We start from the raw sequence: 22,873 nt of genomic DNA on the forward strand, positions 1-22,873 counted from the left end.
TGTATGGATGAAGAGAAGAAAACAGAAGATTTGGAGAAATTTTCTTTTATTCGTGAAAAAATCAAGGAAAAACCGCTGAGCAGGAAGAAGGTACTGACGGCAGCCGGCGTGACGGTGCTGCTGGCGGTGCTGTTCGGCCTGGTTTCGGCGGCGACCTTTACGGTGGTACAGCCCCGGCTGCAGAAGAAACTCAATCCCCAGAAACCGGATCAGGTAACGTTTCCGGAGGACGAGGATGGCACGGACGCGGCGGATGGTGAGGACGCAGATGCGGAAGTCCAGGATCCGGTCATCATTCAGGAGAAGGTGGAATTGCAGCTGTCGGACTATGCGTCGCTGTTTTCCAAAATGAGCGCACTGGCGGCCTCCAGCAGTCGTTCCCTGGTGACGGTGACTTCGGCCACGGACGAGACGGACTGGTTCAATGAACTGCTGGAAAGCAAGACCCACGGTACAGGCGTGCTCATTGCGGACAACGGTATGGAATATCTGATCCTGACAGAGCAGCGGATCGTGAAGGGTGCGGATCGCATCAGCGTGACCTTTTCGGATACGGCAGTGGCGGAGGCCCAGGTGAAAGCCTACGACGGCAATACCGGGCTGGCGGTGCTCTGCGTGAACAAAAAAGATCTGGAAGAATCCACGAAGAAGGTCATTTCCATTGCGGAGCTGGGCAATTCCAATCTGGTGAAAAAAGGCGCACCCATCATTGCGGCGGGCAGCCCCATGGAATATGACAACGCGGCCATGTTCGGCAATATCACGTCCCAGAGCAATTCCGTGGTAAAGGCGGATGCCAGCTATCAGATCCTGACGACGGACATCATCGGAAGCACCAACGGCACCGGCGTGCTGCTGAACCTGGACGGTCAGGTGGTGGGTATCATTTCCCAGGAGGCGGGCGCTGATCTGCAGCCGGGAACGGTGACGGCATTTGCGGTATCAGATATCAAGAGCCTGATCGAAAAGCTGTCAAACGGCGGGGAGATCGCCTATGCAGGCATCCGCGGCAAAGATGTGACGACGGCCATCGCGGAGGCATCCGGCATGCCAAAGGGCGTGTACGTGTCGGTGGATATGGATTCTCCGGCCATGCAGGCGGGCATCCAGAACGGGGACATCATCACGGCGGTGAATAACGTGCCGGTGGAAAATATGAAGACCATCCAGAACTATCTGCTGGATTTTTCGCCGGAGCAGGCGCTGAATCTGACGATCATGCGGCAGGGCAAGGACGAATATGTGGAAATGAATTATGTGGTGACGCTGGGGCAGTTAAAATAGCCTGGCGCCTCCCGGACGGAAGGAGAAAATACGATGAAATATATAGAGACACTGCGGGAAGGGGAGCGGATCGCGGGGGTATACCTGTGTAAATTCTGTCAGCAGGCGCTGACCAAGAACGGCAAGGCATACCTGAATGTGATCCTCCAGGATCGCACCGGCACCATTGACGCGAAAGTGTGGGATCCCAATTCCCAGGGCATTGATGATTTTGAGGCGTTGGATTACATTGACGTCATGGGCGATGTGACCAGCTTCATGAACGCGCTGCAGGTAAATGTGAAGCGTGTCCGCAAGGCCCGGGAGGGGGGAGTATGATCCCAAGGACTACCTGCCGGTGAGCAGCAAGGATATTGAGCAGATGTATGAGGATCTGAAAAAATACATTGCAAAGATCCAGAATCCCTATCTGCAGGAGCTGACGGCCAGCTATTATCTGCGGGATGAGGACTTCATCCGCCGGTTCAAATTCCAGTCTGCGGCAAAGACCGTGCACCACGGATTTGTGGGCGGCCTGCTGGAGCATACATTGAGCGTCACGAAAATGTGCGATTATTTTGCAGATAATTACCCGATCCTGAACCGGGATCTGCTGTTGACGGCAGCAATTTTCCATGATATCGGTAAAACCGAGGAGCTTTCCGCCTTCCCGGAAAATGATTACACCGATGCCGGACAGCTGCTGGGCCATATCATGATCGGCGCGGAGATGGTGGGCGAGCGGATCCGTCAGATCCCTGATTTCCCGGTGAAGCTGGGCAACGAGCTGAAACACTGCATCCTGGCCCATCACGGCGAGCTGGAATACGGTTCTCCGAAGAAACCGGCCCTGGCAGAGGCGCTGGCACTGAACTTTGCGGACAATGCGGATGCCAAGCTGGAGACCATTACAGAACTTCTCCATGCGGCAGGGGATAACAAGGAGTGGCTGGGCTTCAACCGGCTGCTGGATTCCAATATCAGAAAGACGAGCGTTTAAAACAGGAGAAAAGAATGGCAGAGATCAAAAAAAATGAAATATATGAGGTCCGTATCGAGGATATGGGCCATGACGGTGCGGGTATCGGTAAAATTAACGGATACCCGCTGTTTGTTAAAGATGCGCTCATTGGCGATGTGGCGGAAGTAAAGATCATCAAGGCGAAGAAAAATTATGCCTATGCGAGACTGATGCACCTGATCACCCCTTCGCCCCATCGGGTAACGCCCCGCTGTCCGGTGGCGAGACAGTGCGGCGGCTGTCAGATCCAGGCGCTGGACTATGGGCAGCAGCTGTTGTTCAAACAGCGGATGGTGGAAAACAATCTGCGGCGGATCGGCGGCCTTGCAGATGTGGAGGTATTGCCGGTGCTGGGCATGGACGTGCCCTACCGATACCGGAATAAAGCCCAGTTCCCCATTGGCACGGACAAAGACGGCAATCCTGTAGCAGGATTCTATGCCGGCCGGACACACAGCATTATTCCGTGTAAGGACTGCATGCTGGGAGAAGCGGTGAATGCAGAGATCCTTTCTTTGGTGCTGGATCATATGAAGAAATATCATATCCCGGCATATGATGAGATAACGGGAGAAGGGCTGGTACGCCATGTACTGATCCGCTCGGCATTTGCCACCGGGGAACGAATGGTCTGTCTGGTGCTGAACGGTGATCAGATACCGGGACAGGAGGAACTGGCAGAGCAGCTGCGGAAGATTTCGGGCATGACTTCTGTTATGGGAAACATTAACCGGGAGCGTTCCAACGTGATTCTGGGCAATCGGGTATTCCTTATTTGGGGAAAGACTTATATTACGGATAAGATCGGTGATGTTTCTTATCAGATCTCTCCGCTGTCCTTCTATCAGGTGAACCCTGTTCAGACACAAAAATTATATGAAACAGCACTTTCTTATGCCGGACTTACCGGTACGGAGACGGTCTGGGATCTGTACTGTGGTATTGGCACCATTTCCCTCTTCCTGGCCCAGAAAGCAAAGAAGGTATACGGCGTGGAGATCGTCCCCCAGGCCATCGAGGATGCCCGACACAATGCAAAGTTGAACAATATTCAAAATGCAGAATTCTTTGTGGGAAAATCCGAGGAAGTCCTGCCTGCCTATTATGAGGAAAATGGCGGTACTGCGGATGTCATTGTGGTCGATCCGCCAAGAAAAGGCTGCGACGAGGACCTGTTGTACACCATCGCCCGGATGGCGCCTGCGCGGGTGGTATATGTCAGCTGCGATCCTGCTACTCTGGCCCGGGATTTGAAATATCTGTGCGGAAGAGGATATCAGGTGGACAAGGTGCAGCCCGTTGACATGTTTGGTCATACGGTGCATGTTGAGACGGTTGTCTTGCTTTCCAAGGGTAAGGTCGACTCGAAAAAGATTCGGGTTGAGTTCTCTTTGGAAGATATGGATATGTCCGAATTTCAGGATGGGGCAACCTATCCGCAGATCAAGGAGTATGTGTTGGAGCATACCGGGTTAAAGGTGTCCAACCTCTATATCTCACAGATTAAACGAAAATGTGGGATTGGGGTTGGTAAGAACTATAATCTGCCGAAGTCCGAGGATTCCAGACAGCCCCAGTGTCCACCGGAAAAAGAGAAAGCAATCCGAGAAGCATTCAAATATTTTGGGATGATCTAACATCCAGCAAAGTGGAGGTTTCTTATGGATAGGTTGATTTCTTGTGAGTTCAACATGGATAATGCCTGTGTGGAACTGAAATTCTTAGATGGCAGTATGATTGCTATTGATACAATAGCCGTGGAGAATGAGGTTGCTGACAATATGTATCAGCGGTCAGAGCTGGACTATCTAATCTACAATGACCCGATTGGATATGCAGACTTGATATTGAACGGAAACCCCGAAATTTATCTAAAAACTGTAACTGAATGTAAACCCTTAGATTAAAACTCAGCCCTCTGCCTTTTCATTGGCAGAGGGCCGTTTTTTTTGCTTAACAGTTATTGAGCATCCCTTAATTGCTCTACAACACTGCATTTCGCTGCGTTGTCATACATCATGCAGGGGATCAGCCACCCCAGCAGAAGAAATACCGGAATTGTCAGCAGGACAGGCAGAATGGTGAATCGATACTCAAAGAACCAGAACATACTGCCCAGCATTTTTCCCGCAAGAGGTCCCACCGCCAGCGACAGAATAAAAGCCACCGCTACGGAGGACATTGCGTAAAACAATCCCTCGTAGATCAGCATGGTTTTGAGCTGCCGGTTTGTCATTCCTACAGCCTGAAGCACAGCAAATTCACGGCGGCGGGAAAGAATACCGGTCATCATGGCGTTGAAGAAATTTAAGAGTCCCACCAGCCCAATGATAGCACAGAGGATACCACCGATCAGAAGGAACATCTGCCGGAACTGAGCAAATTCAGAGCGAGCCGTGGCCTTGCTTTCATACATCAAGGGCGAAAACTCACCGGCAGTGAGCTTCGATAGATATTGCTCTGCTTCGGCCTCGTCAACTTCGTCCGCTGTGTCGAACAGGTAGAGCATCGGAATGGCTGCACCACCGCTGTCCCTCTGTGCGGTGTCCACAGACAAAACTACGTCATATCCAATACCACTATAACGATAACTCATGGAATTCGGAAGTTCTACCAAGGCGCAGACCGTGTACGCTACATCTCTGGCTCCATACAATTTTGCCTGAAAGTACTCCTCCGGTGTATCTTCGGTGAGTTCCCCGGTGCGGCTGTCGATATATTTCACATCGTCCGCATAGGTAACGGTGATCGTGTCTCCCACCTTGGGGTAGTATTCAAGATTGCGCAGATTACCGTAGTCATCTAAGGAAACCGCAATGGCAATGGCGTTATTGTCCGGCTCCAACATGGGAGAAATATCTCCGTCGAACACTTGCAGCTTGTCAAACAGACTGTTATCCAGAGCCTCGATTCTGGTATCTCCCATCACCATATTGCCCCGGTGCTCCAGACGGCTCATATGGCTGTCCAACTGCTCGGCGCTTTCGTACCTTGCATAGTCCTGCCGCAGAGCATCCTCCGTCATCCACAGGTAGGCGGGTTTTCGCACAGCATATCCCGTGCCGGAAAGACTGGCCTTTGTGTTTGCTGCGATCTCCTCGATCTGTTCTGGCGTGATGAATTCATCTGCCGGGTTGTAACGGAAATAGTCGGGCGTGCTGACGATAAAATCGGCGCAGGTCATGGAGGATACATACTTCTCCATGCTGAAGCCGCCCACAAAGGCACACAGCGCATTGAACAGTGTCACCGACAGTGCCAGAGACACCACCACCAGCACCGTCTTTTTTTCTTGTTTCGTCCCAGATTGGCAAAGGCCATCTGATGGAGCTTCGCTCCCCGGATGCTGCGCCGTTTTTTCTTGGTCTGCATCACATCCGTATATTTGGTAGCCTCCACCGGAGAGACCTTGGCTGCCATTTTTCCGGGCTTGGAACAGGACAAAAGCACCGTCAACAAGGCAAACAGCATGGACCCAAGGAAGATCACAGGCGATGTGCTGATGGTGGTGATGCCTGTATCCAACTGGATGGAGTGCAAGACAACAGGCACCAAAACAGCGCCGATGCCGTAGCCCAGCAGCAGCCCCGCCGGAATGCCGATCAGACAAAGCAGAAGTGCCTGCTGGCGAATGATGCGTTTGAGCTGCCGGGGCGTTGTGCCAATGGTTTTCAGAAGTCCGTAAAACCGGATATCCCCTGCAACAGAGATCTGAAAAATGTTATAGATGATAAGATACCCCGTGAAAATCACCAGCAGCAAAAAAGCTGCTATGGCGATCACAAGTTCCGGATCAAGCTGTGACTCCAGCTGGGATGAGGTATATCCCCAATTGACGCCGATTCGGACGCTGTTGGGATCGGTAAAACTGTCCCATGTGTAACCAAGATCGGTATCCACCTGCTCCATCTGCCCTCGAATGTTTGTGCCGGAGGCCAGCATGACATTCAAATCGGTGCGGAAAGGCTGTAAACCTGTTTTCACTGCCTGCGCTTCGATGTCATCTGCGTAATCACGGCTGATGTTGATGTAATGAACAGGCATTAGTTCATCATAGTCCCAATAGCCCACCAGCGTAAAGGTATCTGTTACAGTAAAGGCGGTTTGATCCTTGTCCGTAATGGAATAGGAAACCGTGACCTCGGCACCCAGCTCCGGCGTTACGCCAAGCAACTGCAATGCTGCTGTATCCATGGCAACTTCTTTGCCGCTTTCGGGCATCCGTCCGGTAGTGGGGGGTGGCATAGCTCCATTTGGTGCAGTTGGCGTCCATGTAGCTGATCTCTGCCGGTATTTTGGCAAAGACCCCCTCCGCAGTGATACCGATTACCTTCCGTACCCCCGCAGCCTTCACCTTTGGGTGGGCAGCGATGCGTTCCGCCTGCTCGGGGGAAACATCCTTAAAGGTGCCATGCGCATAGCCGCCTACCTGCCGAAACTGGTAGGTTTCATAACTGGCGTTCAACGACAAGACAATGGTGAACATGGACGTAAATAGCAGCGTTGTCAGCGCAATGGCAAAAATGGCGATCAGATTGCGGCGACGGTTCGCATAAAGAGATTTTAAGCTGAGCTTTCGAATACATTTTCTGTTTTTGACATTCATCGTAGCCACCTCCCGTTAGTTCTGGGAGACGATCCGACCATCTTCGATACGGATAATGCGGTCTGCCATCTGCGCAATTTCTTCGTTGTGAGTGATCATTACGATTGTCTGGGCGAACTTTTGACTGGTGACTTTCAAAAGGCTCAATACATCCTGGCTGGTCTTACTGTCCAGATTGCCGGTGGGTTCATCTGCCAGAATGATAGCGGGTGCTGCCGCCAGCGCACGGGCAATGGCTACTCGCTGCTGTTGACCGCCGGAGAGCTGATTGGGCAGCGCATCCAGACGATCATCCAGCCCAAGGGTCTGCACGATCTGCTGTACGAAATCCTTGTTGACCTTGCCACCGTCCAGCTCAATGGGTAGAACAATATTTTCATACACATTCAGCACCGGAACAAGATTATATGCTTGGAACACAAAGCCGATTTTCCTGCGGCGGAAGATGGTCAGCGCTTCCTCCTTCAGGGAGAAAATATCCTGTCCGTCCACCATAACCGTGCCGCTTGTAGGGCGATCCAGCCCGCCCAGCATGTGCAGCAGCGTGGATTTGCCGGAGCCGGATGTGCCGACAATTGCAACAAATTCGCCCTTCTTTACACTTAAATCAACTCCATCCAACGCATGAACTGCGTTATTGCCGGAGCCATAAATCTTTTTCAGGTTTTTTGCCTGTAAAACTTCCATAAATGAGTACCTCCATGAAAAAATCTGTATATATGAAAGGAAATGATCCTTTGATACATACAGATTATCGCATAGGAATCTTTCCACATTCTTTCCGGCGGAAAATGAAATCTAACAGTTTTGATAGAATTGTTGTTATTTCGGCAGAAATATGGAAAACGTACTTCCTTTTTCCCGGAACGGAAGCAACCTTGATATAACCGCCCTCGCCGGATATGATCTGTCGGGCAAGGTATAAGCCGATGCCGACCCCTTCCTGCTCCTGAACCGCCTTTGAACGATAAAAACGGGCAAATATCTTCGCTTGCTCATTTTCCGGGATGCCCGAACCGGTATCCGATATATCGATCCTTGCAAACATTTCGTAACTTACGGCAGAAATCCTGATTGTGCCATGCTCTGTATATTTGATGGCATTGTCTACGATATTCGCCAGCGCTTCCGCTGTCCATTTGAAGTCGAATACAGCAAAAGCATCTGTATCCTGCATTTGCAAAGACAATCCTTTTTCAGAAGCCTTGGCAGTATATTGTTCTACCACACTTTCAAGCAGCGGCTGCAGCGCTGCCGGCTGGGGGGAGAGTGAAATGATCCCGTTTTCCAGTCTGGAAAGCTTTACGAGAGAATCGATCAGAAATCGCAGCTTTTCCGATTGTTTGTACAGCGCCTCCACATTTGCCTTCGCCGATGCAGGCAGAGTTTCCTCCATCAAAAGCTCGCTGTATAACAGCAGATTTGCAATCGGCGTTTTCGTCTGGTGGGAAATGTCCGCAATCAAGGTTTTGATTTTGTCTTTTTCCTGCGCTATATTTTGAGAAGATGCTTCTGCTGCGGAAAGATAGTGCGCAAACTTCGTTTCCAATGCAGACAGCTGGCTTTCATCAAAATTGGTTTCAGAAAAGGAGCCGGTCATGGCAGCGTCCAGCATCCTTTCGATTTCTTCCATCGTTTTTCTGGTCTTTCTCCGCTCCCATAACACAACAGCTGCCGCCGCCAGAAAACACAGCAGTATGATCACAATGCCGGTTTTATTCATCTTTTGTCACCCAGCTATAACCGATTCCATAGACGGTTTTAATGTATTTCTGTGCACCAAGCTTATCCCTCAGACGCTTGATCGTAACAGACAAAGCATTTTCATCCACATATTCTGCGCCATCTGTCCAAATCCGGTCGACAAGGTCTCCACGGGTCATGGTTCGACCACGATTTTCAACAAGCAGACGCAGTAATTTTTGTTCTGTTTTACTCAATTCCACTTTTGAATCTCCCACATAAAAGGTCATAGCCTCAAAGTCAAAGTGAAATAGATCCATATGGAACGGCGCATTTTTATGGCTTGACGCTTGCTTTCGCAGTTGGGTATTCACCCTTGCCCGCAAAACCGAAAGAGAGAAGGGCTTGGTAATGTAATCATCAGCGCCCCTCTCCAGTCCGTCTACGATGTCCAGATCGGTGTCGTTGGCAGTCAGCAGAATAACAGGAATATAGGGTGTGTTTTCCTTGACCTCCCGGAGCAGCTCGAGCCCGCTGCCATCCGGCAGATTGATATCCAGCAGGATCATGGATACACCGCCGCAAAGAAGCTGTTCCTTCGCCGTTTTTAGGTCTTGGCAGGATATAATCTGACGGTCATCTGCTTTCAGTGCTTTACTTAAACCCTGATTCAACCCTATATCATCTTCAATAATCAATAATTGTTCCATGTATCTCACTCCCTCGTTATTCAAAGGCCACCATTATTTCCTTGGGTAATTTTTCGTTCTCACAGTTCAGAAGATAGGCGATTGCTCTGCTTGCAAATTTGTTTGTTTTCACTGTATCCCAATCGGCAAGCAAAATGACCTCTGCCTTGCCGTTCTCAAAATCTAATGATATTTCGCCCCATTCGCCGTCGCAGTCTGCCTGATATTCGTAGATTGCGGCGGCGATTTTCTTTTTTTCGCTTGATCTTGGATTTCTGTTTTAGCCGGACTGCATGGATTGCGCCCTCGGCAACCAACAATTCCGTCAACTTGTCCACTGCTTTTCGGTAGGCTCGTTCTGCACCGCTGGCAGTACTGCCCTCAAACATAACCGCCAGTTCTTCAAAGGTGGGGCGGTCTTTCCATGAGCTGACACGCCCACAGGTCATGCAAATTGCTAACCGTTTTTCGAGCAAGGTCTGTTCCCGGTAATTCAGTTTCTCAAATGCCCGCTGCACCTTTTCTGCCTGTATGCCGTTCCAGAGGATATCGGTATAGTTCCAGCTATCGTCAAGGGCTACATCCTCGCCTGTTTCTTCGCCGTCCTCGTCTGTGACATAGAAAGGCTGCTGATTGCGGATTCCACGGACAACTTTCAGATATTCTTCCGCAAGGGCAAGATCGCAGTTGTATTTCTTGGAAAATTCGTTGACCGCATCCTTGGTATTGTGGTACAGCCAAGCCATTGACCGCACCATTTTGTAATTGGTCAGAGAGGACACCGACCATTTTTCTTCGCCCATGCGAAAACGGAGCATAGCATCCCGGATGAACGGGAAAATGTATGTAGCATACTCTGCACCCCTTGGCAAGGTCATAGTCCATCAGCTTTTGGAGCATTTGCTCCCGGCAGGAGAGCTTTATATCTATAAATCGGTCTGTGTCGTACAGATCGCCGCCATCCACACCGAGAAAGTCTTTGATGCGCTTGTTAAGCTGCGGCTCGTAGTGGTGTAGGAAGAATGAGAAATATATCAAATTCTTTTCCTGCAAGGCAGACAGGATATATTCGTTCAGATTGCCCACCGCTGGAGGCTCCGGTTCCAGTTGAAAGATGCGCTCTGCCGCATAAGGAATGATGCCGTCACCGTGCGGATTGACAGCGTGTTTTGGTATGTATCCGGTCATGTCCCATGAAAAATCACTCAGCATAGCGCACCTCCCTTCTCATTTCTATAAGAATCCCTTAAGACATTCTTTCATAAAAAGCATGAAGTATTTCTGCCAATTCCTGCGGTGATTCAATATTAACTTCATGTCCGGCACCAATAATCGTTTTTAATTCCACGTTCTTAAGCAATTCTGCCAATTCAATAGAAGCATTTTTATTCGCAGTATCTTTCTCGCCATATAACAATAGTGTAGGGCATGATATTTTTGTGCAGAGAGTTGTTAAAGTCCAACTCCATCATGGTTTCGCATAGAAGTAAGAAATCAGCTTTTCTAAATCCCATTTGTTGAAACATGGATTTAGGCATAAATCTAAAGAGAAGATTTTGAAATTTCAGAAGCTTCTTGGGCATTTTATATTGTGTGGCGATAAGCACCAAGGAGCGAACTTTTTTCGGATATTGTATAGCATAGTTCAGAGCTAATACGCCCCCCAAGCGATAAACCGCACAAATCAATAGGCTCATCATATTGATTGCAGTAATCTGAAAATGCAGCATATAGATTATCATAGGTCACTTCTTTGCTATGAACTAAATCAGGAAGATTCGGACACAAGCTGTAATCAGTAGTTTGCAAAATATCTATTGTTTTTGTCCAACTGTCAGATGTTTGTCCTAATCCATGCACATATATTTGTTTCATATTGTTCCCCCACTAAATATGTATCTTAGCTTCTGCAAGCAAAGCAGCCTGTTCCATCTCTTTTTCATAATCACCCTTGGCATAAGCAACATTGCTGACCGCCCGAAGCATCTTATCTTTTGCCAGCTTCTTCATAACCTCCGCAAGATCAGCGTCCAGAGTACCACGCTTCACATAGCGGTTTATGGTATTCAGCCGTTTCTCATAAATCTGCTTCAGCGGATGATCGTCCGCAAGTTCTCGCTGTTCTCTACCTTTCAGATTACCGATCTGACGGCAAGTGCGGTGCAGCTTGTCCCCCGGTGCATAGCCACCGCAGTATTTGGTGTGCCTTGCGTTGGTGGTCAGAAACCACTTGCCGCAGATCCGGCATTTCTTCGGTGCATGACCAACACATAAGCCCTCAAAAAGATCAGACCGGAACATCCCTACAAAGGATACATAGTGCATCCGCTTGACCAGCTTCGCAACTTTTTCGCCGGGACGGATGACGGATACATACTGAACGGAATTGTTCAGGGTAGACATCCAGGCATTGCCTTCCGTGATGGAAAACTCCGGCGGGAAATAGCTGCCGAACATTTTTGCAAAACCCTCTGCGGTGCGGTCTGCTTCGTTGCCGTCTGTTTTTTCTGCAAAATCAAGCATGGCCGTTTGGTATTCCCCAAGGGAGTATGCCAGATGCCCGAAAACTGCGGTATAGCGTTGGAGCATCATCGCATCGGTAAAGTTCTGGATTTCTTCAAATTGCAAAGAATTGGTTGCGGCTTTTATGGCAAACTCCACATATTTCAGCGCATTGTCCACAGTAAAGACTTTTTCAATCCGTTCTCTGTGCTTTGAGATATTCATATAGGAGAACGGCGGTGTTTGACTGAGAATATCAAGCATCGTCAGAGCAGCTTCCTTTGCAATAGGACAGAGTGCAGAAGCATCCTGTCCGGCGTTTAATATTCCAAGCAGCAGATTGATTTTCTCGCATTGCTCGTTTATTTTTGCAATGGTATTCACAGGAACATTCAGTGCATCACAGGCAAGCGTACCGACAGGAAATGTTTTGCTCTCATATATGACCGTATCCTGCCAGAAATCCAATGTCATCAATTCTTGATTCATGCTTGCCCTCCTGTCCTGTTTTTTCATTTTTCTAATTATACCATGTAAATGTAAAGAAATCTACGTCCTCAGATAAGTTGTCCTGTTTTTTGAAACAGGATTGTCCTGTCATTAGCCTGTTTTTTGAAAAATCCGTCATAACCATAATAGAAGGAGCGAAGCACCTGCCAATCACGGCGGGTGCTTCGTGCTTTCCAGAATATTATGAACGGAGGGTTTTCTATGACAATCTATGAAACCATCAAGGCGGCAATCAGCGTCAAGCAAGCCGCCGAACACTACGGGCTGAAAGTGAGCCACAACGGCATGGCTTGCTGCCCGTTCCACAACGACAGGCATCCGAGCTTGAAGCTGAATGAGGACTATTTTTTCTGCTTCGGCTGCGGAGCCAAGGGGGACGTAATCGACCTTGTGGCAAGGCTGTTCGATCTGAGCAGTTATGAAGCAGCGCAAAAGCTGGCTGCGGACTTTGGACTTGACCCAAAACCGCCCACTGCCGCAGCTATGGTCAAGCCGAAGCGTCCCTATATCCGTCAGTTACGGGAGGATGAAATGCTGTGTTTCCGGGTGCTGACGGATTATCTGCATCTGCTGGAAGATTGGAAAGTACGATACGCACCCAAGACACCGGAAGATGCTCTGGATGACCGTTTTGTGGAAGCCTGCCAGATGCACTGCTATATCGAATATATGGCAGATGTGCTGACGGTGGGTGATCTGGAAGAACGGGTGGCATTGGTGGACAAGCTGATGCAGGACGGCAAAATTGCTTTTCTGCAAGAGTACATCACACGAAAGAAAAAGGAGGTGGCGCACCATGGCGAAGAACCGGAAAACGCCTGATATGAATTTGCCTGTCTGGTTTGACGGGCAGAACATCAACGAAGCTCTGTTTTGTGAAGAATTTCTGCAGGAGCGCAGAATCATCTTCGCAAACGGAGCTTTTTTCACGCCCAATGGTCGAGTGACGGACGATCTCCCTCTGCGTGGGGAGATTTACGACAAGCTGAAATTCTGTGCCGTGAACAACATCCCCCGGAAGATCACCAACATTCTGGAAGTACTGAAACTGGAAGCGCAAGTGCCTGACTTCCCACCGGAGCAGGATCGCATCCATGTGTTCAACGGTACGCTGCTATTGAACGGCACATTTACCGAGGGTAGACCGGCTATCGTGCGAAGCCGTCTGCCTGTTGTCTACAATCCCGATGCTCCTGCGCCCGTGATCTGGCTGAACTTTTTGAATGGACTGCTCCATGCGGAAGACATTCCCACCTTGCAGGAGTTTATCGGTTATTGCCTGATCCCCTCCAACAAAGGACAGCGCATGATGGTGATTAAGGGCAACGGTGGCGAGGGTAAATCCCAAATCGGTGCGGTGCTTTCGGCTATCTTTGGCACAAACATGAAGGACGGCAGCATCGGCAAGATTTCTGAAAATCGCTTTGCCCGTGCCGATCTGGAGCACATCCTGCTGTGCGTAGATGATGATATGCGGATGGAAGCTCTGCGCCAGACCAACTATGTAAAATCCATCGTGACAGCACAGGGCAAGATGGATTTGGAACGTAAAGGCAAGCAGAGTTATCAGGGCTGGATGTTCGCCCGGCTGCTGGCATTCAGTAACGGTGATCTGCAAGCCCTGTATGACCGCAGCGACGGATTTTATCGCAGACAGCTTGTGCTGACCACCAAGGAAAAGCCGGTGGACAGAGCTGACGATCCTGATCTTGCAGAGAAGATGAAAGCTGAAGCCGAGGGTATCTTCCTGTGGGCATTTGAAGGCTTGCAGCGGCTTGTTGCCAACAACTTTAAGTTTACGGAGAGTGACCGTATCCGGGAAAACCGGGAAGCGGTCAAACGTGACAACAACAATATCTTTGATTTCATGGATTCCGAGGGATACATCCGGCGTAAAGCGGATGCGTCCATCAGCTCCAAGGATTTCTATGAAATCTATCGGATGTGGTGTGAGGAAAACTCCCTTGCACCGCTGAAAGCCCGTAGCTTCAGCGATGCCATGATTGCCAATGCCGGGAGATTCAATCTGGAGCATTGCAACAACATCACCAACTCTGCCGGACGGCGGGTGTGGGGATTCATGGGAGTGGAAGCCATTGCACGACCTCATATAAATGGGTTTTACGGAGATTCGCCGTGTACGTACGTACCGGAGGACATTCCGGAGGAATGGCGGCAGGTCGAGTAAATCCCATTGCTGGTACGTATGTACGCAGCAAAAGAGCGTAAAACGCTTGTTATAGAAACAGCACACATCCTCTCGTTCGGGCTGTTTCTATGTCCACAGGCTTTTGAAAAAGTGTCTGTGGACACCGGCTGCAAGAGGAAGTTGACACAGAACAGCTTCATGCAGACGGGCTGACCATGGGAAAAGGCGCAGACATTTTCGCCTTGGTCAGCAGAGGTCACCGCAGTGACCGCATTCCCCCTCGGGAGAGCCCTCGGAGAGCCCACGGCACTTTGCAGCCAGTATGGATGAAAGTGTCATAGTGGGTTATTACACTTTGAAAAAGTGCCTCTCCGTAGCTCCCCGCTGTCTGCAAATCCCAAAGGAAGGACAAAAATTCAATGGCAAGAAATGATGGAATAGACCGTACCGTAGCCAGAAATCAGGACTTGGAAACGCCTGCGGATGTGGCGAAGGTACAGGAACACAATGAGCGTGAAAAGGACAGCTACAGCAATCAGGACATCGTGCCGGAACGCACTTCTCTGAATGTCCATTTCAAAGCACCCACGGACGATTATGTAAAAATGTTTGAGCAGATGGAACAAGACGGCGTGATCTCCACCAGAGGTCTGAAATCGGATGCCGTCAAATACGGCGAGTTGATCTTCGATGTGAACTCCGCTTACTTCTACAACCACGGTGGTTATGAATTTGCAAAAGAGTTCTATGCCGATGCCTACAAAGCCGCCGTGGAGATCGTGGGCGGTGAACAGTATATCCTCTCCGCTGTGATGCACGCCGATGAGCGCAACCGGGCAATGTCCGAAGCTCTGGGTGAGGATGTGTACCACTATCACCTTCATGTGGTTTATATCCCGGTGGTGGAGAAACAAATCCTGTGGTCGAAGCGATGCAAGGATGAATCCCTCCGGGGAACGGTAAAGGAAACGATCACACAGGTCAGCCGCAGTAAGAAGTGGGAATCCAAACCCGTTCTTGATGAAAACGGAAATCCTATGTTGAACGCAAAAGGGAAAAAGATTTTGAAGTCGTCCTACAGTGTGCTGCAGGATGACTTTTTCAATTTCATGCGAAACGCTGGTTATACCGATGTAGAGCGTGGAGAGCGTGGCAGCACCGAGGAACATCTGACGGTGACGCAGTTCAAGGTGCAGGCAGAACAGCAGCGTTTGGAAGCTGTGACCGGACAGGTGGCACAGGCGGAGCAGAGTTTGGAGAATGCCAAAGCTGCCACGGAGAAACAGAAAAGGAAACTGGAAGCGCTGCAAAAGGAAACCAAGACGGCAAAGACTCTTGCACTGACGGTGCAGGATATTGAAGCGATGGGCAAGAAGGCCACATTCGGAAACAATATCACTCTGACACCGGATGAATGCCGCACACTCAAAGATTATGCTGTCAGTAGCTTTGCGGAAAAGGCAGAGAAGATCAAGTACAAGCAGAAATTCGAGCAAGCGGAGAAAAGTGCAAAAACATGGAAGCAGCGGTACGATGCGCTGCATGAACAATATCAAGAGCTGAAAAAGAAAGCCCAGCCCTTCTTGGATGCACTGGAAATCGCATCCGAAAGGGTTCGGGCTTTTCTTGATGTTGTCCTCAGCAAAGGAAAAGAAACGCAGGAGCACGAACACACTGCACGGAAGCGTGGACAGGATATGGAACTTTGATGGAGGAATCGCCTATTGAAGAAATATTATGAGGAAGCGAAATATAATGCGGCATTTGACCGCTGTGTGGATGTTATGAGCCAGATGCTCCAGAAATATGGACATCAGGTTTTGGATAAATTGGAACAGGACGCTCCGCAGGAAGTGGAGCATTCCGAGGAAAGTAATCAAGCGCAGCCTTTGACGGATAAGGCTGCGTAAAAATTTACAATTTACACGTTGCGTACTTGTTGCGGATATGCTATAATATGTACGCAACGTGTATTTTTGCTTTTAGGGAGATAGGCAGATGGATTGTAAAAACAGAATTATAAAGTTGCGGGAAAGCACGGGATTAAACCGGAAGGACTTTTGCAAGTTGGTTCATATACCATACCGGACGATGACCGAGTGGGAATTGGACAACCGCCATGCACCGGATTATGTGCTGTGGCTTTTGGAGTATTATATCCGTAACGAAGGACTTGTGGTAAAAGAAATGAACGAAGGAGGTGGCGATTCTGAAAAAGAAACAACTTAAATGTTATCTATATACGAGAGTGTCCACCTCCATGCAGGTTGACGGGTACAGCTTGGATGCCCAACGTGACAAGCTGCGGAAGTATGCGGCATACGAGGATATGATCGTTGCCGGGGAGTATTCTGACGAAGGATTTTCCGGCAAGAACATCCAAGGGCGGCAGGAGTTTCAACGGATGCTGAATGACATCCAGGACGGCAAAGATGATGTTTCTTATGTGCTGGTCTTTAAGCTGTCCCGATTTGGCAGAAATGCGGCGGATGTTCTGAACTCTTTGCAACTCATGCAGGATTTCGGTGTCAATCTGATCTGCGTGGAGGATGGCATTGACAGCTCCAAGGATGCAGGAAAGCTGATGATCTCTGTGCTGTCTGCGGTGGCAGAGATTGAGCGAGAAAATATCCGCACACAGACAATGGCAGGACGTGAGCAAAAGGCTCGTGAGGGCAAATGGAACGGCGGTTTCGCTCCATATGGATACAAACTGGAAAATGGAAACCTTGTCATTGCAGAGGATGAAGTTGAGGTGATCCGGGTCATTTATGACCGCTACATCCATACCAACGAGGGCGTTGCCGGAGTAGCCAAATATCTGAACCGCAACGGTTTTATCAAGAAGCTGCGGCAGAATAACACCATTCCCGGATTTTCAAGGAACTTTGTGCAGGACGTACTGGACAATCCCGTTTATATGGGTAAAATTGCTTACGGCAGACGGAGAACCGAAAAGAAACAGGGTACAAGAAATGAGATGCACGTGGTCGAGCAGTCGGAGTTCCCTGTTTACGATGGGCAGCACGAAGCCATTATTTCCGAAGAAGATTGGTATCTGGCACAGGAGAAGCGCAAGATCAATTCCTTTAAGCGGGAAAAGGTCAACAATCCAGATCACGCCCACATCCTGTCCGGTATCTTGAAATGCCCATGCTGTGGCAAGAGTATGTACGGCAATATCGCCAAGGCACACAGCAAGGACAAGAAAACACGGTATTATTACTACTGCAAAAATACGGTTACGCCTACCGGACATGAGTGCAGCTTCCGGCTGAATATCGAGCAGACAGAGATCAACAAATTTGTGGCGAAGGTTATCTCCGCTATGGTCAATAATCCACGGTTTGTAGAAGCGATTCAGGCGAAAATCGGAACAGCAGTTGATACAGAAGATATGGAAAAGCAGATAGCTGTCCTACAAGGGCGGCTAAAGCAAGCCTTTGGAACGAAAAGCCGCTTGGAGCGTCAGATGGATACCTTGGACATCAACGATGCCCACTATGACAGAAAAATTTTGGACTTGCAGCGCCGCTATGATGAGCAGTATGATACCATAGAGGAAATTGAAGTTCAGATTGGCGAATTGCAAAGTCAGATCCGCAGCATTCAGCAGGAGAAGATTTCCGGTGACAATATCTATCGCTTGTTGCTGGCATTTGATGAAGTCTACCATTCCGCAACGGAAGCGGAGCAGAAAGAGTTTATGAAGGCCTTTATCGAGCGAATTGAGATGTTCCCGGAGAAAAGGAAAGACGGAAGTTGGATAAAGAAGATTGTATTCAACTTTCCTGTGCCTGTTGATGGTGAGGAAGTGAAAGAACTTCCCTTGGAAACTGAAACAACTGTTGAGTCCGTAGTTCTGCTGTCACGAGCGTAAGCGAAGAGAAAGCAGATTACGTAGGACCATGCGATAGCTGTCCGCGATTGGCGAGCACAGAGTGCGAAGACAGAGCGGAAACAGCGAACCGCGGAAACAGCGAACCGCGGAAACATGCGTCCTCTTAGCGAAGACGAGTGCATTATAGAAAATGGACATTCCAGAACTATAATTATTACAGGTTTTGGGATGTCTTTTTTTTACAGATAAAAAACGATATAACATGACATAATCAGATTGACGAAGCGAGCGAAGACATTTACAATATAGACAAAACGAGATTGTCATAACCGGAGGAATGTGGAGATGGAGAATTTTGTAATGTTGGAAGAGGCATTAAAAAGAATTGAAGAGTTGGAAAAAGAGAATGCAGACCTTCGGGAAAAATTGGAGTATTACAGAAATCGTAAATTAAGCGGACGGAAGAAACATAACGCCAAGTGGATGGCAATTTATAATGCTTTTGTTGTTGGGTATGAGAGCGGCATGACAATGGTAGAAATTGCGAAGCGGAACAATGTCAGTGAGAGGACGATTTATAGGTATAAAGCGTATTATGACAAACTGAGGGAAAAAGAGGAATAGACCATTTTACTGACGTCAGTAAAATGGTTCAATGTGGGAGGAGAAAGTCTAATATGGAAAAGAAAATGATAATGAATTATAAGAAAAGATTTGATGAAATTAGGCATGAAGAAAACGGAGTTGAATTTTGGTATGCACGTGAATTAATGCATTTGCTAGATTATTCAAAATGGCAAAATTTTGAAAATGTTTTATTAAAGGCAAAAGTTGCTTGTGCAAATAATGGCATTGTAGTAGAGGACCATTTTGCTGATGCCAGTAAAATGGTTATTCTGGGAAGTGGCGCAAATAGAGAAGTAGAAGATTATATGCTTACACGTTATGCATGTTATCTTATTGCAGAGAACGGAGATCCTCGTAAAGAACAGATCGCTTTTGCACAAAGCTATTTTGCAGTTCAAACAAGAAAACAGGAATTGATAGAAGAAAGGATTTCTTATATTGAAAGAACTGAGGCAAGAGGAAAGCTTCGAGAATCTGAAAAACGACTGTCTCAAAATATATATGAACGTGGAGTTGATGATGCTGGATTTGGACGTATCCGATCTAAGGGGGATCAGGCTTTATTTGGAGGATTCACTACAAAACAAATGAAAGAACGTTTAGGAGTGCAAGATAAAAGGCCGCTTGCAGATTTTTTACCAACACTTACTATTGCTGCAAAGAACCTTGCAACTGAAATGACAAATTATAATGTTGAAGAAAAAGACTTACAGGGTGAGACGGCTATTACTGTTGAGCATGTTGAAAATAATACGTCAGTTAGGGATATGCTGGGGCAGAGGGGGATTAAGCCAGAAAATTTGCCCGCATCAGAAGATATTAAAAAATTAGAACGTAGGGTAAAGAGAGAAGAAAAGAAGTTAGCTGAGCAGTCGGGAAAATTGACAAATGAATAAACTGGGAGGTTAGGTTATTGAAAAAGAAAACAAAATGCTACATATATACTCGTGTATCAACAGCAATTCAGGTGGATGGTTACAGCTTGGATGCACAGAAGGACAAACTAAAAAAATATGCAGAATTTCAGGATATGGAGATTGTGGGAGAATATTCCGATGAAGGGCATTCCGGTAAGAATATAAAAGGTCGTCAGGAATTTATGCGGATGCTGAATGATATTGAAGATGGCAAGGACGGAGTTGATTTCGTCCTTGTATTTAAATTATCCCGATTTGGTAGAAATGCGGCGGATGTACTCAGCTCTTTACAGCTTATGCAGGATTATGGTGTGAACCTAATCTGTGTGGAAGATGGAATCGACAGTTCAAAAGAAGCCGGTAAACTGCTTATATCTATCATTGCGGCCGTAGCAGAGATGGAGCGGGAAAATATCAGAGTGCAGACAATGGCTGGGCGTGAGCAGAAGGCGAGAGAAGGTAAATGGAATGGCGGATTTGCACCGTATGGATATAGGCTGGAAAATGGGGAACTTGTTATTGCGGAGGATGAAGTGGAAATTATTCAAATGATTTTTGACAGGTATATTCATACCAATGATGGAATCAATGGCGTGGCAAATTATCTGAACAATCATGGATATACAAAGAAGCTGCGTCAGAATGGAACAATACCAGGGTTCTCGGCCAGCTTTATCAAGAAGATAATTGATAACCCGGTATATATGGGGAAGATAGCATATGGACGCAGGCGTACAGAGAAGAAAACAGGAACCCGTAATGAAACTCATGTAGTGGAGCAATCAGATTTCTCTGTTTATGAGGGAGTTCATGAAGCAATTATTGCCGAGGAAGACTGGGAGCTTGCACAGGAAAAGCGTTCAAAAAATAATTATAGGCGTGAAAAAATTCATGATCCGGAACATGCACATATTTTGTCCGGAATATTAAAATGTCCTTGCTGTGGAAAAGGAATGTATGGAAATATCGCTAAAGCAGGGAAAAAAGATAACAAGACCAGATATTACTATTATTGCAAGAATACCGTGAATGCTACCGGGCACAAGTGTACTTTCCGACGCAATATCGAGCAGTCACAGATTGATGATATGCTTGCAAAGCTGATTACAGCAATGACAAAAGAAGGAAAATTTAAGGATGCCATTCAGGATAAGATTGGAGCTACAGTTGATACAACGGATCTGGAAAAACAGTTATCTGTGTTAAATGCAAGTCTTCATCAGGCGGAAACAATAAAAACACGCATTGAACAGCAGATGGATAATCTAGATGTTACAGATACTCATTACGATAAAAAAATATCAGATTTACAGAGACGATTGGATGCTCAATATGATAAAATAGATGAAGTGGAAGAAACAATGGCAGAACTGAAGTCTCAGATTTATGAGCTTAAGAAAAATCAAATTGATGCGGATAGTATATACAGATTTTTAGGTGCCTTTAATGAAGTGTATTCGGAATGTACGGATGCAGAAAAGAAGCAGTTCATGCAGGCATTTATTGAACGCATTGATATATTCCCGGAAAGACGGGAAGATGGAAATTGGATTCAGAATATTAAGTTTCAGTTTCCAGTATCGATTATTAAAGAAGGCAAGGAAGTAGCACAAATCAAGGGGATTTCTTTGGACAAGGAGAAATCGGATAAGCGTAGGAAGCTTTGCTTCCGTAGCGCATCCAGCGTGGCGTAAGACAAATAAAAAACATAAATTTCCGGGCTTTTTCGGAGGTTTGGATTTGAAGCCAGACTTTTGAAAAAGCTCGGTTTTCTTATATGGAAACATATCCACTGCAAAATGTGTGTCAGCTTGTAACCTCGGATTAGATGTCACGATTTGAGGCGGTGGATTAGATGTTAAGAGAGGTTATACAAATCGATATTTGGAAAGGGGTGCACTGCCATGCTGAGAAAATTGAATTGTTTTTTAAACATCGTTATTGGTTCATTCATAGGAGTTTTTATTGGGTACGGAATTTATAAGTTCTGGCACTTTAAAACTTATCCAAATTTATATGTCATGCAGTCTGCACCGTGGTACACAGAGTTACTGTTGGATGGTGCCATGGTGGTCGTTGTGGTGGTCGTATGTATTATCCTAAAGCTGATTATTTGGAAAAAGTTAAAGCCATAACTTCAAGATAGTTGCGATCTGTGAAGGATTTGCAATTTTAGGAATGATATTTTTGATTATCAGTTGATAGTCAACTTCGAAGTTGTAGTAAAGGAGGTTTACAATGGGGTTTTGGATTTTTATGTTGATTATGGATTTGCTTCTTCCATTTACGATGATTGGTTTTGGAAGATATTTTATGAAAAAGGCTCCCAAGGAAATAAATTCAGTATTTGGATATCGGACTTCGATGTCTATGAAGAACAAAGACACATGGGAATTTGCTCATAAATATTGTGGTAAAGTCTGGTATGTCTGTGGAATGGTTATGTTGCCGATAACAGTAATATTCATGCTTTTAGTGATTGGAAAAAATGAAGATTGTGTTGGGAGCATAGGAGGAATTATCTGTGGTGTTCAACTTATTCCTTTAATTGGGTCTATTCTCCTAACAGAAATAGCATTAAAAAAGAATTTTGATAAGAATGGAACAAGACGATAAATTCCAGTTTTTGAAACTGAGAAATCGCAATTTAAGGAGGCAAAGTACAATGAAAAAAGCTATTATTATGATGATTGTGGTATTTGCTTTAGTTGTTTGGCCGTTCAGCGGTGTGTGGCAGCTCTTGTCTGGCATCATTGGCGGTGGAGTCCGAGAATCCTTTATTTATCCGATTTATGGTGGAATTATTCTTCTTTCAGGTATTATAGTCGTTTGTACTGAACTCATTCTGGAAGAAATCAAATCGTTAAAAGACGATATAAAAGATAAAAACGAAGGATGCTGACAACTTCGTGTTGAACAAAATCGCTGCGCGATGGCCTGCCAAGGCTATGGCGCAGTTTTTCTTTACACTTTAATAAAAAGCAGTGGAAACCAAGTCCTACAAGTAGTATTGTTAAGTCACCACAACCAACAATCAAACAGGATCGACATCCCCACTGCCTATG

22 protein-coding genes and 3 pseudogenes are annotated in these 22,873 nt (G+C 47.0%); 15 read left to right on the plus strand and 10 right to left on the minus strand.

Annotation, left to right across the window (positions count from 1 at the left end):
* The first annotated feature begins 3 nt into the window (after nt 1-3).
* The 4 genes and pseudogenes from RJD28_02465 (at nt 4) to RJD28_02480 (ending at nt 4,191) form a co-directional block, all read left to right on the plus strand.
* Nucleotides 4-1,284 carry a trypsin-like peptidase domain-containing protein gene (locus RJD28_02465; protein ID WNV58428.1) on the plus strand — a complete coding sequence of 427 codons (1,281 nt, stop codon included), beginning with the start codon at nt 4-6 and terminating at the stop codon, nt 1,282-1,284.
* A 33-nt stretch (nt 1,285-1,317) separates the two neighbouring features.
* Nucleotides 1,318-2,263 (plus strand): annotated as a pseudogene (locus RJD28_02470) (HD domain-containing protein).
* Nucleotides 2,264-2,277: 14 nt separating this feature from the next.
* A complete protein-coding gene (rlmD, locus tag RJD28_02475) occupies nt 2,278-3,921 on the plus strand; it encodes a 23S rRNA (uracil(1939)-C(5))-methyltransferase RlmD (protein ID WNV58429.1) in 1,644 nt (547 codons plus the stop codon).
* Nucleotides 3,922-3,945: 24 nt separating this feature from the next.
* The gene (locus RJD28_02480; protein ID WNV58430.1) at nt 3,946-4,191 is read left to right on the plus strand and encodes a DUF6061 family protein; all 246 of its coding nucleotides are present in this window, start codon (nt 3,946-3,948) and stop codon (nt 4,189-4,191) included.
* A gap of 53 nt (nt 4,192-4,244) precedes the next feature.
* Here the strand turns inward: RJD28_02480 and RJD28_02485 are convergent, their stop codons facing one another.
* The 10 genes and pseudogenes from RJD28_02485 to RJD28_02530 all read right to left on the minus strand — a co-directional run bounded on the left by RJD28_02485 (nt 4,245) and on the right by RJD28_02530 (nt 12,253).
* Nucleotides 4,245-5,564 (minus strand): ABC transporter permease, encoded by a 1,320-nt coding sequence (locus tag RJD28_02485; GenBank protein ID WNV58431.1) that lies wholly within the window; start codon nt 5,562-5,564, stop codon nt 4,245-4,247.
* Complete coding sequence (locus RJD28_02490) at nt 5,531-6,328, minus strand: ABC transporter permease (protein ID WNV59542.1); 798 nt, start codon at nt 6,326-6,328, stop codon at nt 5,531-5,533. The genes RJD28_02485 and RJD28_02490 overlap by 34 nt, the downstream gene beginning before the upstream one ends.
* A 7-nt stretch (nt 6,329-6,335) precedes the next feature.
* Nucleotides 6,336-6,890, minus strand: a complete 555-nt coding sequence (locus RJD28_02495; GenBank protein WNV58432.1) for a hypothetical protein — start codon at nt 6,888-6,890, stop codon at nt 6,336-6,338.
* A gap of 15 nt (nt 6,891-6,905) precedes the next feature.
* Complete coding sequence (locus tag RJD28_02500; GenBank protein WNV58433.1) at nt 6,906-7,577, minus strand: ABC transporter ATP-binding protein; 672 nt, start codon at nt 7,575-7,577, stop codon at nt 6,906-6,908.
* Nucleotides 7,578-7,712: 135 nt separating this feature from the next.
* Nucleotides 7,713-8,613, minus strand: a pseudogene (locus RJD28_02505) (HAMP domain-containing sensor histidine kinase).
* The gene (locus RJD28_02510) at nt 8,606-9,283 is read right to left on the minus strand and encodes a response regulator transcription factor (GenBank protein ID WNV58434.1); all 678 of its coding nucleotides are present in this window, start codon (nt 9,281-9,283) and stop codon (nt 8,606-8,608) included. The pseudogene RJD28_02505 and the gene RJD28_02510 overlap by 8 nt, the downstream one beginning before the upstream one ends.
* Nucleotides 9,284-9,299: 16 nt before the next feature.
* A pseudogene (locus RJD28_02515) lies at nt 9,300-10,474 on the minus strand (hypothetical protein).
* 34 nt (nt 10,475-10,508) lie between these two features.
* Nucleotides 10,509-10,679 carry an alpha/beta hydrolase gene (locus RJD28_02520; protein WNV58435.1) on the minus strand — a complete coding sequence of 57 codons (171 nt, stop codon included), beginning with the start codon at nt 10,677-10,679 and terminating at the stop codon, nt 10,509-10,511.
* A gap of 167 nt (nt 10,680-10,846) precedes the next feature.
* Nucleotides 10,847-11,137, minus strand: a complete 291-nt coding sequence (locus RJD28_02525; protein WNV58436.1) for a hypothetical protein — start codon at nt 11,135-11,137, stop codon at nt 10,847-10,849.
* A 12-nt stretch (nt 11,138-11,149) separates the two neighbouring features.
* Nucleotides 11,150-12,253 (minus strand): DUF6076 domain-containing protein, encoded by a 1,104-nt coding sequence (locus RJD28_02530; GenBank protein WNV58437.1) that lies wholly within the window; start codon nt 12,251-12,253, stop codon nt 11,150-11,152.
* A gap of 222 nt (nt 12,254-12,475) precedes the next feature.
* Between RJD28_02530 and RJD28_02535 the strand changes: the two genes are divergently transcribed.
* The 11 genes from RJD28_02535 to RJD28_02585 all read left to right on the plus strand — a co-directional run bounded on the left by RJD28_02535 (nt 12,476) and on the right by RJD28_02585 (nt 22,710).
* Nucleotides 12,476-13,096 (plus strand): CHC2 zinc finger domain-containing protein, encoded by a 621-nt coding sequence (locus RJD28_02535; protein WNV58438.1) that lies wholly within the window; start codon nt 12,476-12,478, stop codon nt 13,094-13,096.
* Entirely contained in the window at nt 13,071-14,462 is a 1,392-nt protein-coding gene (locus RJD28_02540) for a phage/plasmid primase, P4 family (GenBank protein ID WNV58439.1), read from the plus strand. Before RJD28_02535 ends, RJD28_02540 begins: the two co-directional genes overlap by 26 nt.
* Before the next feature lie 380 nt (nt 14,463-14,842).
* The gene (locus tag RJD28_02545; protein ID WNV58440.1) at nt 14,843-16,132 is read left to right on the plus strand and encodes a plasmid recombination protein; all 1,290 of its coding nucleotides are present in this window, start codon (nt 14,843-14,845) and stop codon (nt 16,130-16,132) included.
* Nucleotides 16,133-16,147: 15 nt separating this feature from the next.
* On the plus strand, nt 16,148-16,333 hold the full coding sequence (locus tag RJD28_02550; GenBank protein WNV58441.1) for a hypothetical protein: 186 nt from the start codon (nt 16,148-16,150) through the stop codon (nt 16,331-16,333).
* A gap of 88 nt (nt 16,334-16,421) precedes the next feature.
* The gene (locus tag RJD28_02555) at nt 16,422-16,652 is read left to right on the plus strand and encodes a helix-turn-helix transcriptional regulator (GenBank protein ID WNV58442.1); all 231 of its coding nucleotides are present in this window, start codon (nt 16,422-16,424) and stop codon (nt 16,650-16,652) included.
* On the plus strand, nt 16,633-18,303 hold the full coding sequence (locus RJD28_02560) for a recombinase family protein (protein ID WNV59543.1): 1,671 nt from the start codon (nt 16,633-16,635) through the stop codon (nt 18,301-18,303). The genes RJD28_02555 and RJD28_02560 overlap by 20 nt, the downstream gene beginning before the upstream one ends.
* 306 nt (nt 18,304-18,609) lie before the next feature.
* On the plus strand, nt 18,610-18,888 hold the full coding sequence (locus RJD28_02565) for a helix-turn-helix domain-containing protein (GenBank protein ID WNV58443.1): 279 nt from the start codon (nt 18,610-18,612) through the stop codon (nt 18,886-18,888).
* 53 nt (nt 18,889-18,941) lie between these two features.
* On the plus strand, nt 18,942-19,787 hold the full coding sequence (gene dinD / locus RJD28_02570; protein WNV58444.1) for a DNA damage-inducible protein D: 846 nt from the start codon (nt 18,942-18,944) through the stop codon (nt 19,785-19,787).
* Nucleotides 19,788-19,804: 17 nt separating this feature from the next.
* Nucleotides 19,805-21,502 carry a recombinase family protein gene (locus RJD28_02575; protein WNV58445.1) on the plus strand — a complete coding sequence of 566 codons (1,698 nt, stop codon included), beginning with the start codon at nt 19,805-19,807 and terminating at the stop codon, nt 21,500-21,502.
* A 544-nt stretch (nt 21,503-22,046) separates the two neighbouring features.
* Nucleotides 22,047-22,424, plus strand: coding sequence for an SdpI family protein (locus RJD28_02580; GenBank protein WNV58446.1), 378 nt, complete (start codon nt 22,047-22,049; stop codon nt 22,422-22,424).
* Between the two features lie 49 nt (nt 22,425-22,473).
* A complete protein-coding gene (locus RJD28_02585) occupies nt 22,474-22,710 on the plus strand; it encodes a hypothetical protein (protein ID WNV58447.1) in 237 nt (78 codons plus the stop codon).
* The last annotated feature ends 163 nt before the right edge of the window (nt 22,711-22,873 follow it).

This window comes from Oscillospiraceae bacterium NTUH-002-81 (assembly GCA_032620915.1).
Classification (GTDB): domain Bacteria; phylum Bacillota; class Clostridia; order Lachnospirales; family Lachnospiraceae; genus JAGTTR01.